The following is a 15,587-nucleotide window of genomic DNA, read 5'->3' as shown; positions in this document are numbered from 1 at the left end:
TCCTGATGACTAGATGACGATCTCTGTGGTGACGACGGTGTTGACCGAGTTGGCGATGAAGCACTCCTCATGGGCCTGGTGGTGCAACTGCTCCAGATCGGCCAGGGCGGGCTCCTGCTCTCCCCCGAAGATCACCCTGGGACGCAGGGTGACCCGGGTCATGGCGAGGCGACCTTGCCCGTTTTTCGCCATGATGCCGACCGCTTCGTCCCGGTAGCTCTCTACCCGATAGCCCGCCTTCGCCGCCAGCCAGAGGAAGGTGAGCATGTGGCAACTGGAGAGGGCCGCCACAAACGCCTCTTCCGGGTCCACATGTTCCGCCACCGAGTAAGGCAGCGGCACCACATGGGGAGAGGAGGAGGCCGGCACCCTGACCCCGCCATCAAACGCCCACTCATGGGCCCGGCTGTAACGCTGATCGACGAAGGGCTCGTGTTCCCCCCGCTGCCAACTGATGGTGGCACTGTATTCCGACATGCAGACTCCTTGTGTTGCCAATCCGTGCCGCCTGCTGGCGCCACCCTGTGACCACCAATGTAGCGACAAAATGGCCTTGCCACGCCGACCAATTTTGCCAATATGGGCAGACCAATTTCATCGGGCCGCCACCATGACCATCCACCCCACCCGCTCTGCCCGTCGGTCGCCAGCCCCACAGCCGCGCCATGCCCTGCGAGCAGGATCCCTGCCTCGAAAGAGGTACAACCCCCGCGCCAACGGGAGCACACCATGACCGTTCTGCCAACGCTCTTCGCCAGCCAGCAGCAAGGGGATCTGCCCCTGCACGAACAACTGGTGCGTACCCTACGCGAGGCCATCCTGGCGGGCCACCTGCCCCTGCACAGCCGCCTCCCCGCCAGCCGTCTCCTGGCCCGGGATCTCGGTATCTCCCGCAGCACGGTGGAACTGGCCTATGGCCGGCTCGAGGCGGAGGGGTATCTGGTGCGCAAGGTGGGCGCCGGCAGCTTTGTCGCCCTGGCGGCGGTGCGCCCCGCGCCGCGCCCGCCCCAGTCAGCGGCTGGCCTCTCCCGTCGCGGCCAGGAGATGGCCCTGGGTGGCGCCTGTCACGACGTGCCCGAGGTGGGCACCACCTTTGCTTCCAGCCAGCCGGATCCCCGTCTCTTCCCCCAGGCACTCTGGGGTCGGCTGATGCAGCAACAGTGGCGCCAGCGCGCCAGCGACTGGATGAACTACGGGGATCCCCAGGGGCTTGGGGAACTTCGCGCCGCCATCAGCAGCTATCTGGTGCAGTCACGCGGCGTGGTGTGCGAGCCGGATCAGATCCTGATCCTCACCAGCTCCCAGCAGGGGATCCTGCTGGCGACCCAGTTGCTCATCGATGCCGGTGACACCGTCTGGGTGGAAGACCCCGGTTATCCCGGGGCTCGCACCGCCATGGAGAGCGCCGGTGCCCGGGTGCATCCGGTGCCGGTGGATGAAGAGGGGCTCAACCCTCATGGGGATCATCCTGCACCACGCCTCATCTACTGCACCCCGGCACACCAGTATCCCCTTGGCGTCCCCATGAGCCTGCCCCGCCGCATGGCGCTGCTGGCCGAGGCAGAGCGTCACGGCGCCTGGATCCTGGAGGACGATTACGACGGGGAGTACCAGTATGATCAGCGTCCCCTGCCCGCCCTGCAGGGGCTCGACGGCCAGGGGCGGGTGATCTATGTGGGCACCTTCAGCAAGGTGCTGTTCGGCTCGCTGCGCCTCGCCTACCTGGTGCTGCCCAGGCCGCTGATGGACTCCTTCTGCCGCGCCCGGGCCGCCGTCGACGGCCACAGCAACCAGTTGCAGCAAGCGGTCACGGCAGACTTCATCCGGGGCGGGCACTTCGCCACCCACCTGCGCCAGAGCCGCCTCCTCTACCAGAGCAGACGGGATCTGCTGCTGGCGGAACTGGCAGAGCACTGCCCGGGGCTTACTCCCATCCACAGCGGCGCCGGCCTGCAGTGCGCCGTGCTGCTGCCCCCCGGTGGCGAGGCGCGCTGGACCGATGCCGCCAACGCCTGCGGGCTGGGGCTGCGCCATCTGGGCCAGTTCTACCTGGGCCCGCCGACGCTGGAAGGGTGGCTGCTCGGCTTTGGCTGCCTCGACAACCAGACGCTGCGCCAGCTATGTCGTCGCCTGGGTCTCTTGATGAAATCCGCATGACCCCCTTCTCAAGAGGTCAGATCTGCCAGAGCCTGATAGCGCTGTGTCGACGGGAATGGCCCGTCTATACTGGGCACAATCCCGTTGCCTAACCCGGTCAAGATGCATCGAATCCTGCTCCTTTTGCTCGCCCTCTCCCTCCCGTCCCTCACGATGGCGGCCACCCGCTTCACCCTGATCACCGGGGAAACCCAACAGGATGTCCGCATGAATTATTACCGGGCGGCGATGCGGCTGGCGCTGGAGAAAACACGGCCCGATTACGGCGACTATGAACTGCTCGACGCCATCAGGATGAACAAGGCGAGGATGCGGCTCGAAGTGCAAACGCCGGGCAAGAATGCCCTCTTCATCGTCGACAGCTGGCCCCAGGAGATCCCTCAACCCGGCGTCACCCTGGTCCCCTTCCCCATCGATCTGGGCGTGCTCGGCTACCGGGTCTGTTTTGTCGGCAGCGCCCGTGCCCAGGCCCTGGCCGGGGTTCACACCCTGTCCCAGTTGCAGCAGTTCACGCAAGGGGTGGGCACAGGCTGGCGGGATGCCGACATCCTGCGCTACAACGGCTTCAGGGTGCAGGAGGTGGATAACTATGAGTCACTGTTTCGCCTGGTGGCCCGTGGCCGGATCGATCTCTTCTGCCGTGGTGCCAACGAGATATTGAGCGAGTGGAAAAACCACAGACCCGGCCTGCCGGGGCTGACCGTGGATAGCCATGTCGCCCTCTTCTATCCGCTCATCCACTCCCTCTACAGCCACGCCACCTACAGCAAGGAGCGCGAGCGCCTTTTGCGCGGCCTGCAACTGGCCTGGAAAGATGGCTCCCTGCAGCGCCTCTGGCGCCATCATTTCCAGCCTTCCCTGGTCTTTGCCCGGCTCGATTCACGCCAGATCTTCCGGCTGACCAACCCGCAGTTGCCCGACGAGAGCACCGACTACCGCTCCTATCTCTATGACCCGATGAGGGATGACTTTGGCATCGCTCCCTGACTGGCTCGCCGGTTTTCCCCTGTCAGGCAGGCTCCCCTTGCGCACTCTCTGCCTGGCGCTGCTGCTCTGGTTGCTGCCGACCTGCGTCATGGCCGCCCCCGGCAGCATTCGAGCCTGCATGGAGAACAGTGATTCGCCTCCCTGGTTGCTGATGTCCGGCGAGGGGATAGTGCAGTTCCACCTCAAGGAGGTGGCAAACCGGATCGGGCACCCCATCATTCTCACCCCCCTGCCCTGGAAACGCTGCCTCTCCCTCGTCAGCCAGGGCCAGCTCGATGCCGCCGTCAAGCTGAGCTACAGCGAAGAGCGTGCTCGCACCATAGGGGTCTATCCCATGCGACACGGAGCACCTGATCCCGCCAAGCGCCTGCTCACCGAGAGCTACAGCCTCTACCAGCCAAAAGGCGGACAGGTTCGCTGGGATGGCCGGCAACTCGTCGCCCATGGCGTCATTGCGGCGCAATCCGGCTTCTCCATCGTCGCCCAGCTGCAGGAGAGCGGTGTCAGGGTGGATGACTCCAGCAGGGAGCCACTGATCCTGCTCAAGAAGGTCGCGATGCAGCGCGCCGTTGCCGCCGCCCTGCAAACCGGGGTCGCAGAACGGACCCTGGCCGCCCACCCGCAGCTGCAGGCCACACTCGAGCGGATCACCCCTCCCCTGGTCGAAAAACCCTACTACCTCATCTTCTCCCACCCCTTCCATCAGGCCCACCCCGATCTCAGCCAACAGGTGTGGGACGAGATTGAGGAGGTGCGACACTCAGCAGCCTATGCCCGCTTCGTCACAGGCATGGCGTCACCGGGGACCCCCTAACCCCAGGCCCGCCCCTCAGCCCTGCTCGCGGCACAGGGCAAGCCAGGCCTCGGCGGTGCGGGAGAGGTAGCGATCCCCTGGCCAGATCACCCCGAGTCGCCAGCTCAGCGCCGGGGCCAGAGGGCGCAACACCAGCCCGTCCGGCGTCAGCCGCCGGCAGATGGGCTCTGGCAGGAAGGCGACCCCCATGCCGCTTCGCACCATGGCGGTGAGGAAGTCCCACTGGCTGCTGCGGGCCGCCACCTGGGGCACGAACCCGGCTTGCTCGCAGGCCTGCTCCAGCCGCTCGCTCAGGGTGAAGGCCTGGGTATAGAGCAGGAAGGGTTCGTCCCGCAGAGCCTCCAGCCGGATCTCGCCCCCCTCGCGCCAGCGGGGCAGGTCCGGTAGCACCACCCGGATGGGGTAACTGTCCAGATCCAGGGTGCAGAGGGCCCCCTCTTCCCTGGTCGGCAGCATGGTGATGGCGAGATCCAGCTCCCCCGCCAGCACCGCCTGCTCGATGCGCCGCCCGCCATATTCGACGATGGATAGCTCCACACCGGGGTAGCGGCTGCGATAGGTACGAATGAGATCCGCATAGACATGGCCCACCATGGGCGGGATGCCGAGAGCAAGACGCCCGGATTGCAGGCTCTGCAGATCCGCCAGCTCCGCCTCCAGCTGCTGCATCTCCGCCAGGATGGTCTGGGCCCGATTGAACAGCACCTGGCCGCTGTCGGTCAGGGTGAAGCGGCGGCCGACCCGGCTCAGCAGGGGCTGGCCCAGCTCCTCTTCCATGTTGCGGATCATTTTGCTGATGGTGGGCTGGGTGACGAACAGCTTCTCGGAGGCGCGGGTGAAGCTCTGCTCCCGCACCAGCTCGACGAAGTAACGCAAGGCTCGAATATCCATGGTGCTCTCTTGACGGGGATGGCTGGCTAAATCATGCCTATTTGGCATGATTTTGATAATTTAAATTCATTTTTTGCAGGTTTGGTCCCTCTCTATACTGTGAGCAGGTTCACAGAAAGACGCTTGCCATGAAAACCCTCTGCCTTCGCTGGTTGCAAACCCCCTTCCAAATCGCCCTGCTGGCGGCCATCTGGTTGCTGGCCGACATCGCAGTGCGCACCTTGCACCTGCCCCTGCCCGCCAACCTCACCGGCATGTTGCTGCTGCTGGTCTGCATCCTGCTCGGGGTGGTCAAGGCCCAGTGGTTCAGTGCCGGGGCCCGCTGGCTGCTGGCGGAGATGCTGCTCTTCTTCGTCCCCGCCGTGGTGGCCGTGGTCAACTATCAGGAGCTGCTGCTGCAGGAGGGGTGGCGCATCATGGTGGTCCTGATCGTCAGCACCGTGCTGGTGCTCGGCACTACGGCGCTGGTGGTGGACAGGGTCTATCGCCTCGAGCTGAAGCTGGCCCGCCGGAGTCGCCGCCATGTCTGACACCCTGCTCGGCCTGCTCTGCTTCGCCCTGACCCTGCTCTTCTACTACGCCAGCAAGTGGCTCTATGGCAAAAAGCGCATCCTGCCCCTGATGCCGCTGCTGCTGGCCCCCACCCTGCTGGTGGCCGTGGTGATGCTGTTCCACATTCCCTACCGGGACTACATGGCCGAATCCCACTGGCTGCTCTGGCTGCTGGGCCCTGCCACCGTCGCCTTCGCAGTGCCCGTCTACGAGAATCGCCAGCTGATGCGCCGCCACTGGCTCTCCCTCTCGGTCGGGGTCGTGGCGTCCGTGGTGATGGCGGTGGGCAGCACAGTGCTGCTGGCCCGCTGGCTCAACCTCTCCGAGCTGTTGCAGCGCAGCATGGCCATGAGATCCATCACCACCCCCTTCGCGGTGGAGGCGACCCGTTCTGTGGGTGGCAACGCCGATCTCACCGCCCTGTTCGTGGTGCTGACCGGCGTCATCGGCATGGCGGTGGGAGAAAGCGTGCTCACCGTGCTCGCCATCCGCAGCCGCCTCGGCAAGGGCGCGGGCTTTGGTGCCTCGGCCCACGGGGCCGGGACAGCCAGGGCCTATCAGATGGGCAACGAGGAGGGGGTGGTCTCCAGCATGGTGATGATGATCGCCGGCATGGCCACCGTGCTGCTCGCCCCCCTCCTGGGCCGGCTGTTCTGGTAACTCCACCACCCGATAACAGAAAAGGCGCCCTGGGGCGCCTTTTCTCATTGCATCGTGTCACGCAGCCTCAGAGGCTGGCGCAGATCTGCCAGAGATCGTACTGGATGGCGGCGGCCGTCACTTCCCGGCCCGCTCCCGGCCCCTGGATCACCAGGGGGTTGGTGCGATAGCTGTCGCTCTCGATGGCGAACACGTTGTCGCAGGGCAAGAGGTTGGCAAACGGGTGATGGGGCTCCAGCGCCTCCAGCCCGACGCGGGCCTTGCCGTCGTGTTCGAATCGGGCGACATAGCGCAGCACCTTGCCGACCCGGCGCGCCCCCTCGAAGGCGGTCTGGATAGGGTCATCCAGCTCCTTGAGCCTGTCCATGAACTGATCGGCGGTCACCTTGCGCAGGGCCACCGGCACCAGGTTCTCCAGCTCGATGTCGGCGGAGTCGAGCTCGAAGCCCGCCTCCCGCGCCAGGATGAGCAGCTTGCGGCGCACATCCTGACCGGAGAGATCCTCCCGGGGATCCGGCTCGGTCAGGCCGTGTTGCCACGCCTCGTCCACCAGTTCGGAGAAGGGGCGAGTGCCGTCATACTGCTGGAACAGCCAGGAGAGGGTGCCGGAGAAGATGCCGGAGACCCCCTGGATGCGGTCACCGCTCTGGCGCAGCATCTGGATGCTGGACTGGATGGGCAGCCCGGCCCCCACGGTGGCGTTGTAGCGCCATTGCACCTGGTGGTCGCGGCAGGTCTGCTTGATGCGCTGGTAAAACTCGCTGTCGGCGGCACCGGCAAACTTGTTGGCGGCGATGATGTGGATGCCGAGCTGGGCAAAGTCCGGGTAGTAGCGGCTCACCGTCTCGCTGGCGGTCATGTCGAGCGCGATCAGGGAGTCAAAACTGTGCTGCTCCAGCTGGGAGAGCAGCTCCGGCCAGATAAGCGGCTTGGGATTGAAGTTGTCCTGTACCTTGAGGGGATCCAGCCCCTCTTCGTCCAGCAGCCCGCCCTTGGAGTCGAAGACCCCGTAGAGGGTGAGCGCCAGATTGAGCTCATGCTCGAGGCGCGCCTTCTCGCGGGCGTAGAGCCCCAGCCAGTGACCGCCGATATTGCCTTTGCCGAACACCACCAGCCCGACCCGGGTCGGGCGGCTGAACAGGGCACTGTGCAGAGCGATGAGCAGCGGCTCCAGCACGATCTGGCGCAGCACGGCCACCAGGCTCAGGCCGTCTTTGGCCACCTGCACGAACTCCAGAGGCTGATCCGCCAGCAGCTGGTAGAAACGGTGGCACTGCTCGGCATTGTCGGTGACGCCGGCCCCCACCAGGGCGACCAGGCTGAACCCTTCCTTCTGGATGAGGCCGGTAAAGTTGCCCTGCAACTGGAAGTCACGGAGCACCTCGAAGGCCCCTTGTGCCACCTCCAGGGTGTAGGCCAGACGCAGCACCCGCCGATCCGGCTGGCGCTGCAGGGTGAGCGGATGGAGGCGATGGCGGGCCAGATGGGCCTCGATGGCCGCCACTGTCTGCTCAAAGTCAGTCTGCGGCAGCACCTTGAGCTCGATGAGGGCTATCTGATCCACCGAGGAGACGATGCGGGCACCGCCGGAGCGGGGCGCACGGCGCAGGATGTGGGTGCAGCCTTCGTCCGGATTGTAGCTGCAGCGCAGGGTGAGGCGCTGACGGCTGTCGGCCACCGGCTGCAGGGTACGCGAATGCAGCACCGAGGAGCCCAGGCGCGCCAGCTCGTTGGCCTCGGCCAGGCTCAGGCGCTCCAGCAGACGCGCCTCTTTCACCCGGCGCGGGTCGGCACTGTAGACCCCGGCCACGTCGCTCCAGATGGTAGTCGACTCCCCGTCCGCCAGCGCCGCCAGGAGGCTGGCACTGTAGTCGGAGCCGTTGCGCCCCAGCAGCAGGGAACGCCCCTCCATGTCGGCGGCGATGAAGCCGGTCACCACGATGCGACCGGCGTGCTCGGCCAGGCGGGCCTTGAGCAGCTCGCTGGAGAGGGCGGTATCCACCTTGATGAGGGCGCCGTCTTCTGCGCGCAGGAAACTGCGAGCATCGAGCCAGGCGGCCGCCTCACCCCGGCTGGTGAGCAGGGCAGCCAGCAGACGGGCGGACCACACCTCGCCAAAGGCGAGCAGGCCGTTGCGCTCGAAGCGGTCAAACTGCCCCTCCAGGGTCTTGGCGATCAGCTGCATGTCGCCCGTCAATTGCTGGCTCAGATCGAGGTGAAGCTCCCCTTCCAGCAGGCCGTCGATCAGGCTCTGCTGATAGGCGTGCAGGGCGGTGATGGCTTCGCCTGCGGCCTCATCCCCCGCTTCCGCCAGCTCCACCAGCTGGATCAGCCGGTTGGTGGTCTTGCCCGCGGCGGAGACCACCACCAGCTCGTTGCCCCCCACCTGTTGCTCGACGATGCTGGCGACCCGGCGATAACAGACCGGATCCGCCAAGCTGCTGCCGCCGAACTTGTGTACATGGCGCCGCTTGAAGACTGCCTCTGTTGCCACCACACACTCTCCTTGTTGTTGTTCCATTACTTCACCTGCTCTGCCTGTTGTGCCAACTGCGCCTGTTCAAACCCCTGGGCCAGATCGGCCACCAGATCCTCACCGTGTTCGATCCCCACCGACAGGCGCAGCAACTGGGCACTGATACCCGCCGCCTGCTGGGCCGCAGGGGTCATGGCCCTGTGGGTCATGCTGGCCGGATGGGCCACCAGACTCTCCACCCCGCCGAGGGACTCCGCCACCGAGAAGAGGCGCAGCCCCGCGAGGAAGGCGCGCAGCCCCGTCTCGTTGCAATCGAGCTCAAAACTTAGCATGGCGCCAAAGCCGGACTGTTGACGGCGCGCAATGTCGTGGCCCGGATGGCTCGGCAGGCTGGGGTGATAGATCCGCTTGACCAGCGGCTGCTGCTGCAAGAAGGCGAGGATGCGATCCGTGTTCTCCTGATGGGTGCGCAGGCGCGGAGCCAGGGTGCGCAGGCCCCGCAGGGTGAGGTAGGAGTCAAAGGCACCGGAGGTGAGCCCCAGGCAGTTGGCCCACCACACCAGGGAGTCGGCCAGAGCCTGATCCTTGGCGATCGCCACACCTCCTACCACGTCGGAGTGGCCGTTGATGTACTTGGTTGTGGAGTGGACCACCACGTCGGCACCAAGGGCCAGGGGCTGTTGCAGCAAGGGGGAGAGGAAGGTGTTGTCCACCACCACCTGGGCCCCCACCCCGTGGGAGGCCTCGGCGATGGCGGCGATGTCCACCACCCGCAGCAGCGGATTGGAGGGGGTCTCCACCCACACCAGTGCGGGTTTCTGGGCCAGTGCGGCGGCCAGCGCCCCCTCGTCTCCCTGATCCACGAACTGCACCTGGTAGTGGCCCTTGGCCGCCAGATACTCGAACAGGCGCCAGGTACCGCCGTAGCAGTCGTGGGGGGCGATCAGCAGATCCCCCGCCTTGAGCAGAGCCGTGGTCACCAGGTGAACGGCCCCCATGCCGGTGCCGGTCACCACGGCGCCGGCCCCCCCTTCCAGGGCCGCCAGGGCGTCCGCCAGATTGGTGCGGGTCGGGTTGCCGGAGCGGGCATAGTCGTATTGACGGGGCTCGCCAAAGTCGGCAAAGGTGTAGTTGCTGGAGAGGTAGATGGGGGGCACCACGGCACCGTGCTGCGTGTCTGTCTCAATCCCGGTGCGTACCGCCAGGGTGGCCTTGTGGGTCATGTCACTCTCCTTGATGGGTTGCCGGAGCCGGTCCGCCTCGTGGGTCGTCCAGCCCCGCTCTCATTTTCGCTGGCCGGACTGCCGGCCCATGGTGCACCACACTACGCCACCTTAAAAAAGCCGTCAACACTTCTAGACGTCTAAATGGCTTTGCTGTTGGATTGCCATTGAATTCCTTAAGGGTTAAAATCCGCGCTCACGGCCAAACGACTACAGGTGGGACATGGGTACAGAGTGGAACGGCGACTACGTCAGCCCCTATGCAGAGCACGGCAAGAAGAGCGAACAGGTCAAGAAGATAACCGTCTCGATCCCGCTCAAGGTGCTGAAGGTGTTGACCGATGAGCGCACCCGTCGCCAGGTGAACAACCTGCGTCATGCGACCAACAGCGAGCTGCTCTGCGAAGCCTTCCTGCACGCCTTCACCGGCCAGCCGCTGCCCTGTGACGACGACCTGCGCAAGGATCACCCGGACAGCGTCCCCGCCGAGGCCCGCGCCATCATGGAAGCCCTTGGCAAAGAGATCGAAGACTTCGACGCCGAGTAATGCGGCTGCCCATGGCAAACGATGCATCCCTTTCAATGACGCGGCCCGGTGCCGCGTCATGCTTATCTGCCGCCTCCCCCTTCAGCCTGCGTCACTACCAGAGCGACATACAGAGCCACAGTCATGACCACGCCCAGCTGGTGATCCCCCTCGTCGGCCCCCTCGAGATCGAGGTGCAGGGCCGGGGATGTCGCCTCGCCCCCGGTTTTGCCTGCATCATCGCCCCTGGCCTTCGCCACGACTACGCCGCCGACCCGGCGCACGTGTTTCTGGTGCAAGAGAGCCACTGGCTGCCGGCAGCCCTGGGGGACCGCCCCTTCGTCGAGCTGGATGAGGCCCAGCGCCACTACCTCGCCTTCCTGCACCGCATGGTGGCCGAGGGGCGCCACGTGGCCGGCATGGATCAAGTGTGGCTCGGGCTGCTGACCGAGGGACGCGGCATGGGCCCCGCCGTCGCTCCCCGCATAGCCCCTCGTATCGCCAAGGTGCAGCGTCATATGGAAGCCCACCTCGCAGACCCCCTCACCAACGAGGAACTCGCCGCCATCGCCTGCCTCGGCCTGAGCCAGTTCAAACACGCCTTTCGCCAGCAGGTGGGCACGAGCGTCTCCCACTACCTCAGGATGCGGCGCATGGCGCTGGCCCGCACCCTGCTGGCCCAGACCGCCCTGCCCATAGGCGAGGTGGCCAGCCGCTGCGGCTACCAGAACCAGGGAGCCTTTGCCGAGCGTTTCCTGGCCGAGACCGGACTGACCCCTTCCCTCTGGCGCCGGCAAAACGGCTGCCTGCCGTAATCGGTCGGCTCTTTGCCGAAGACAATCCCCGGGCACTCGAGGCATGCTGAGGCTCATGCAAGGTATGGGCAACGAGGAGCCAAGATGCAGACCATAAGCTGGCAGGATTTCGAGATGGTGGAGCTCAGGGTGGGCACCCTGGTGCGGGTCGAGCCCTTCCCCGAGGCGCGCCGCCCCGCCTACAAGGTGTGGGCGGATTTCGGCCCCGAGATCGGGGTGCGCAAGAGCAGCGCCCAGATCACCGACCTCTATCGACCGGAGGATCTGGTGGGCCGCCAGATCGTCGCCGTGGTGAACTTTCCCCCCAAGCAGATAGGCCCCATCCAGTCGGAGTTTCTGCTGACCGGCTTCTATCGCCCGGATGGCGCCGTGGTGATCGCCATCCCCGAGCAGGCGGTGGAGAACGGCGCCAAGCTGGGGTGAGACGACGGCAAGGCAACCAGAGAGCAGAAGCAAGAGAGGCGACCCCCGGGGTCGCCTCTCTTGTTTGATGCAGACGGCCTGGCTTATTTCAGCAGGCTGAACAGCAGGGCCGAGACCGCCAGGGCACCGGTCAGCAGGATGAAGCCGTTGACCCAACGGTGACGGAAGCGGGCCAGCGCCTCCACCTTGTAGATGGCCACCACCGGCATGATGAAGAGGATCATGGCGATGACGGGACCGGAGAGGGTCTCCATCAACCCCAGAATGCCCGGGTTGATGATGGCGGCGCCCCAGATGGCGAAGAACATCAGGGCGATGCCGAGCTTGTCCGCCTTCGCCAGCGGCAGGCCGGTGGGCTTGGCGATCAGGCTTTTCAGGCTCTCGCGGGCACCGAGGAAGTGGCCGAGGAAGGAGGAGCTGATGGCGATGAAGGCGATGAGCGGCCCCAGGGTCACGATCACCGGGTTGTCGGTGATGTTGGCGAGATAGGAGAGCACGGAGACGTTCTGGGCCTTGGCCTCGGCCAGCTGGGCCGGGGAGAGGCTCAGCACGCAGGAGAAGACGAAGAAGAGCACGAAGCCCACCAGCATGACGGTGGTGTTGCGCAGGATCAGGCCGCTCTTGGTTTCGGCCTGCTCCCCGTACTCCCGGCGCTGCACATTGGCAAAGCCCGAGATGGCGGCGGCGTGGCTGAAGGCAAACACGGTGACCGGCAGCGCCAGCCAGACGGTGTTGAGGAAGCTCGTGCCTTCAAAGGCGGTCACTTCCGGCCACTGCCACTGGGGAATGAGATAGCAGGAGAGGGCCAGCAGGATCGCCGCCAGCGGGTAGACCATGACGGCGAAGGCCCGCAGCATCGCCTTCTCGCCTGCCAGCATCACGGCGATCATGGCGAACACCAGCACGCCGGAGAGCATCACCCGATCCGGGGAGGCCAGGCCTAGCTGGTTGACCATGAAGCTCTCCACCGTGTTGGTCAGCCCGACGCCGTAGATGAGCAGGATCGGGAAGATGGAGAGGAAATAGAGCGCCGAGATGAGGCGCCCGGCCATCTTGCCGAAATGCTCCTCGGCCACCTCGGTGAAGTCGGCCTGGGGGCGCGACGACGAGAGCACGAAACGCGCCAGCCCGCGGTGGGCCAGGAAGGTCATGGGACCGGCCAGCACGGCGACGATGACGAGGGGCCAGATCCCCCCCAGACCCAGGTTGATGGGCAGGAACAGAATGCCGGCGCCGACGGCGGTGCCGAACAGGCTGATGACCCAATGGGTGTCGTGGCGACGCCAGCCGGTGCTGGCCATGGTGGAGGGGGAACCGGACAGCTCCCGTGAGACGTCTGCAGATAAACTCATCGATAAATCACTTTTACGTAGTATTAAAATCTAAAAACATTGTGCTCTTTTAGCATTTAATTCTCAAAAATGGAGACTGGCAGATCTCACTGGCAAAGCCCTGTTCCACCAGTGAGATTGGGAGGAAATCTCACCCCGAATTATTCAATTAATCCTGATACAAACCAAAAGTTAGGAATATAAAACCAAAATTAAAACCCACGCCGATTTTTTGTTTCGATGAAATGCATGTTTTCAGAATTAACTGAAAATTATGCCAGTGCAGCCAGATTGGATGTGATGATCCACTGCCGTTATCGCCATCACTAGCGAATCTCCCTAAAATCCCCGTAACCAGCCAGTGGATCACACCAATGCAATCAGGCGACCCTGTGGTCGCCTGATTGCATTCTCTGCGAGCTGGTCGACCCGTCAGTGGGCCAGAATGCGACCCCAGGCGAGATCCGGGTCCCCCATCACGATGAAGTCCGGGTTCTCCAGCGACTCGGTCTCGTTGTAGCTCAGCGGTTGCAGCGCCAGGCTGAGGATGCGCCCCCCTGCCGCCTCCACGATGCACTGGGCGGCAGCGGTATCCCACTCCCCGGTGGGGCCCAGGCGCACGTAGCAATCCGCCACGCCTTCCGCTACCAGACAGGACTTGAGGGAGCTGGAGCCGAGCGGGATCAGCTCGTAGTGGATGGCCGGGTTGAGGCGGCGGGTCAGGTTCTCCAGTTTCTGGCGGCGGCTGATGGCCACCACCAGGGAGTCAGGCTGATCGTGTTCATGATGGATGGCGCTGATGGGACGGCTCTCGCCGTTCGCCTCCTTGAAGGCGCCGTGACCGCGCACCGCCCAGTAAAGCAGATCGGATTCGGGGGCATAGATGACCCCGAGCACCGGGACATTGTCCCGCACCAGGGCGATCAGGGTGGCGAAGTCGCCGCTGCCTGCGATGAACTCACCAGTGCCGTCCAGCGGGTCCACCAGCCAGTACTGGCGCCAGTTCGCACGCTGGCTGAAGGGGATGTCGGCCGCCTCTTCGGTCAGCACGGGGACATGGGGAGTGAGCGCTGCCAGCGCCTGTTTGAGGTAGGCATCGGCAGCAAGATCGGCACTGGTGACCGGGGTCGCATCCTCCTTCAACTGGCGTTCGAACTGACCGCCGCGATAGATCTCGTGAAGGATCCTGCCCGCCTCACGGGCGATCTCCTTGACCTCGGGTATCCAGGCCAACAACTCCTGCATGGTGCTTACCTCTGCCTCTGATTGCCAAACAGACCCTCTGCGGGCTAATTTCCCTGCTCCGCCAGCCATTTGCTGGCCAGCAGCAGGGCACTGATGCTGCGCGACTCGGTGAAGTCCGGTCGTGCCAGCAACTCGTCGATCCGGTTGAGGGGCCAGGGGATCACCTCGAGAGGCTCGGGCTCGTCACCGACCCGCTGCTCGGGGTAGAGATCCCGCGCCAGCAAGATGTCCATCCGGCTGGAGAAATACCCCGGCGCCAGCGACACCTGCTTGAGCAGGGTCAGGCTGCTCGCCCCGAAGCCCGCCTCCTCCATCAGCTCCCGGTTGCCCGCCTCGAAGGCATTTTCACCGGGGTCTATCAATCCCTTGGGGAAACCCAGCTCGTAGGAGTGGGTGCCCGCCGCGTACTCGCGCACCAGCAGCAGGGTGTGGGCATCGAACAGGGGCACCACCATGACGGCACCCCGATTGCCGCCGCGCATCCGCTCGTAGACCCGCTCCTCGCCGTTGGAGAATTTCAGGTGAAGGGACTCCACCTTGAACAGCCGGCTCTCGGCCACGATCTCGGCCTTGAGGATCTCCGGCTTGCTCTTGTCATGGGCCATGGTCTCGACACTGAGGTGGACGGGATTGCGCTTGTGAGGATCGCTCATCGGGGGCTGACTGCTCGTTAAAAAATCGTGTTTCAAGAGTAAACGACTCCCCTGCCGAACACCACGGGGCAAAGAGGGGAAAGATGTCTTAAAAATCCGTTATAATGCGCCCCGTTTTTCCCATCACCACAGACATCGCGAGGCCCCATGTCGACTCCCCTGCCCTGGCACCAGATTGATACCGTGTTGCTCGACATGGATGGCACCCTGATCGATCTCCATTTTGACAGCCATCTGTGGCAAACCCTGGTGCCGGCGCGCTACGCCGAGCGACTCGGCCTGCCGCTGGCCGAGGCGAAGGCGCAGATAGACACCCACTATCATGCGGTCAACGGCACCCTCGACTGGTACTGCGTGGATTACTGGACCCGGACGCTCGGGCTCGACATCCGCGCCCTCAAGCAGGAGATCCTGGCGAAGATCCAGTGGCGCCCCAACGTCATTCCCTTCCTGACCGCACTCAAGGCCGCCGGCAAGCAGGTGGTGCTCTTCACCAATGCCCATCCCGCCAGCCTGTCGGTGAAGGATGCACGCCTCGGCCTCGCCCAGCACCTCGATCTGATGGTGAGCACCCATGAGCTCGGGTGGTCGAAGGAGAGCCAGCACTGCTGGCAGGCACTGGCCGAGCGGCTGGCGTTCGACCCGGCCCGCACCCTCTTCGTGGATGACAGCGAGCGGATCCTGGCCGCCTCGGCCGAGTTCGGCATCGCTCACCAGCTCGGCATCCGTCACCCCGACAGCCAGATGCCGCCGCTCACCTTCCAGCACTTCCCGGCGCTCGAGGACTACGCCGACCTGCTCCCTCTCGGCGCCTGACACGCACAAGGCCCTCTT

16 protein-coding genes are annotated in these 15,587 nt (G+C 64.8%); 9 read left to right on the top strand and 7 right to left on the bottom strand.

The annotated features are described in order from the left end of the window. Nucleotides 1-9: 9 nt before the first annotated feature. Nucleotides 10-477, bottom strand: coding sequence for an OsmC family protein (locus tag MUW49_RS01790; RefSeq protein ID WP_010675697.1), 468 nt, complete (start codon nt 475-477; stop codon nt 10-12). 252 nt (nt 478-729) lie between these two features. Between MUW49_RS01790 and MUW49_RS01785 the strand changes: the two genes are divergently transcribed. From MUW49_RS01785 to MUW49_RS01775, 3 genes are all read left to right on the top strand, one after another. After that, nucleotides 730-2,157, top strand: coding sequence for a PLP-dependent aminotransferase family protein (locus MUW49_RS01785; protein ID WP_103858797.1), 1,428 nt, complete (start codon nt 730-732; stop codon nt 2,155-2,157). A gap of 102 nt (nt 2,158-2,259) precedes the next feature. Then, on the top strand, nt 2,260-3,144 hold the full coding sequence (locus tag MUW49_RS01780) for a hypothetical protein (protein WP_043152958.1): 885 nt from the start codon (nt 2,260-2,262) through the stop codon (nt 3,142-3,144). After that, nucleotides 3,128-3,958, top strand: coding sequence for a transporter substrate-binding domain-containing protein (locus MUW49_RS01775; RefSeq protein ID WP_223930336.1), 831 nt, complete (start codon nt 3,128-3,130; stop codon nt 3,956-3,958). Before MUW49_RS01780 ends, MUW49_RS01775 begins: the two co-directional genes overlap by 17 nt. A gap of 15 nt (nt 3,959-3,973) precedes the next feature. Here the strand turns inward: MUW49_RS01775 and MUW49_RS01770 are convergent, their stop codons facing one another. Continuing rightward, nucleotides 3,974-4,849, bottom strand: a complete 876-nt coding sequence (locus MUW49_RS01770; RefSeq protein ID WP_171865714.1) for a LysR family transcriptional regulator — start codon at nt 4,847-4,849, stop codon at nt 3,974-3,976. Nucleotides 4,850-4,977: 128 nt separating this feature from the next. Between MUW49_RS01770 and MUW49_RS01765 the strand changes: the two genes are divergently transcribed. Beyond that, entirely contained in the window at nt 4,978-5,379 is a 402-nt protein-coding gene (locus MUW49_RS01765; RefSeq protein WP_039040574.1) for a CidA/LrgA family protein, read from the top strand. After that, nucleotides 5,372-6,061 carry an LrgB family protein gene (locus MUW49_RS01760; protein WP_010675703.1) on the top strand — a complete coding sequence of 230 codons (690 nt, stop codon included), beginning with the start codon at nt 5,372-5,374 and terminating at the stop codon, nt 6,059-6,061. Before MUW49_RS01765 ends, MUW49_RS01760 begins: the two co-directional genes overlap by 8 nt. 67 nt (nt 6,062-6,128) lie before the next feature. Here the strand turns inward: MUW49_RS01760 and MUW49_RS01755 are convergent, their stop codons facing one another. Beyond that, nucleotides 6,129-8,582, bottom strand: a complete 2,454-nt coding sequence (locus tag MUW49_RS01755) for a bifunctional aspartate kinase/homoserine dehydrogenase II (protein WP_128296181.1) — start codon at nt 8,580-8,582, stop codon at nt 6,129-6,131. Continuing rightward, nucleotides 8,582-9,760 carry a cystathionine gamma-synthase gene (gene metB, locus MUW49_RS01750; RefSeq protein WP_069651922.1) on the bottom strand — a complete coding sequence of 393 codons (1,179 nt, stop codon included), beginning with the start codon at nt 9,758-9,760 and terminating at the stop codon, nt 8,582-8,584. Before metB ends, MUW49_RS01755 begins: the two co-directional genes overlap by 1 nt. A 223-nt stretch (nt 9,761-9,983) precedes the next feature. Here metB and metJ point away from each other — a divergent pair, with 223 nt between their 5' ends. The 3 genes from metJ to MUW49_RS01735 all read left to right on the top strand — a co-directional run bounded on the left by metJ (nt 9,984) and on the right by MUW49_RS01735 (nt 11,524). After that, entirely contained in the window at nt 9,984-10,307 is a 324-nt protein-coding gene (gene metJ, locus MUW49_RS01745; RefSeq protein WP_005327165.1) for a met regulon transcriptional regulator MetJ, read from the top strand. A gap of 35 nt (nt 10,308-10,342) precedes the next feature. Then, nucleotides 10,343-11,101, top strand: coding sequence for an AraC family transcriptional regulator (locus tag MUW49_RS01740; RefSeq protein WP_171865717.1), 759 nt, complete (start codon nt 10,343-10,345; stop codon nt 11,099-11,101). An 84-nt stretch (nt 11,102-11,185) separates the two neighbouring features. After that, entirely contained in the window at nt 11,186-11,524 is a 339-nt protein-coding gene (locus MUW49_RS01735) for a tRNA-binding protein (protein WP_103261510.1), read from the top strand. 83 nt (nt 11,525-11,607) lie between these two features. Here MUW49_RS01735 and MUW49_RS01730 read toward each other — a convergent pair whose 3' ends face one another. The 3 genes from MUW49_RS01730 to nudE all read right to left on the bottom strand — a co-directional run bounded on the left by MUW49_RS01730 (nt 11,608) and on the right by nudE (nt 14,753). Beyond that, complete coding sequence (locus MUW49_RS01730; protein WP_124812922.1) at nt 11,608-12,876, bottom strand: aromatic amino acid transport family protein; 1,269 nt, start codon at nt 12,874-12,876, stop codon at nt 11,608-11,610. A 411-nt stretch (nt 12,877-13,287) separates the two neighbouring features. Next, nucleotides 13,288-14,100 carry a 3'(2'),5'-bisphosphate nucleotidase CysQ gene (cysQ, locus tag MUW49_RS01725; RefSeq protein WP_010675709.1) on the bottom strand — a complete coding sequence of 271 codons (813 nt, stop codon included), beginning with the start codon at nt 14,098-14,100 and terminating at the stop codon, nt 13,288-13,290. Between the two features lie 44 nt (nt 14,101-14,144). After that, complete coding sequence (gene nudE / locus MUW49_RS01720) at nt 14,145-14,753, bottom strand: ADP compounds hydrolase NudE (RefSeq protein ID WP_039040577.1); 609 nt, start codon at nt 14,751-14,753, stop codon at nt 14,145-14,147. Nucleotides 14,754-14,900: 147 nt separating this feature from the next. On the opposite strand from nudE, the gene yrfG reads away from it, so the two are divergent. Further along, the gene (gene yrfG / locus MUW49_RS01715) at nt 14,901-15,569 is read left to right on the top strand and encodes a GMP/IMP nucleotidase (RefSeq protein ID WP_244812352.1); all 669 of its coding nucleotides are present in this window, start codon (nt 14,901-14,903) and stop codon (nt 15,567-15,569) included. Nucleotides 15,570-15,587: the final 18 nt, after the last annotated feature.

It is taken from the genome of Aeromonas sp. LsrichE-8G, assembly GCF_022869435.1.
Taxonomy (GTDB): domain Bacteria; phylum Pseudomonadota; class Gammaproteobacteria; order Enterobacterales; family Aeromonadaceae; genus Aeromonas; species Aeromonas caviae.
Note: the sequence above shows the minus strand (reverse complement) of the source record. Positions and strands in the feature narration are given on the sequence as shown.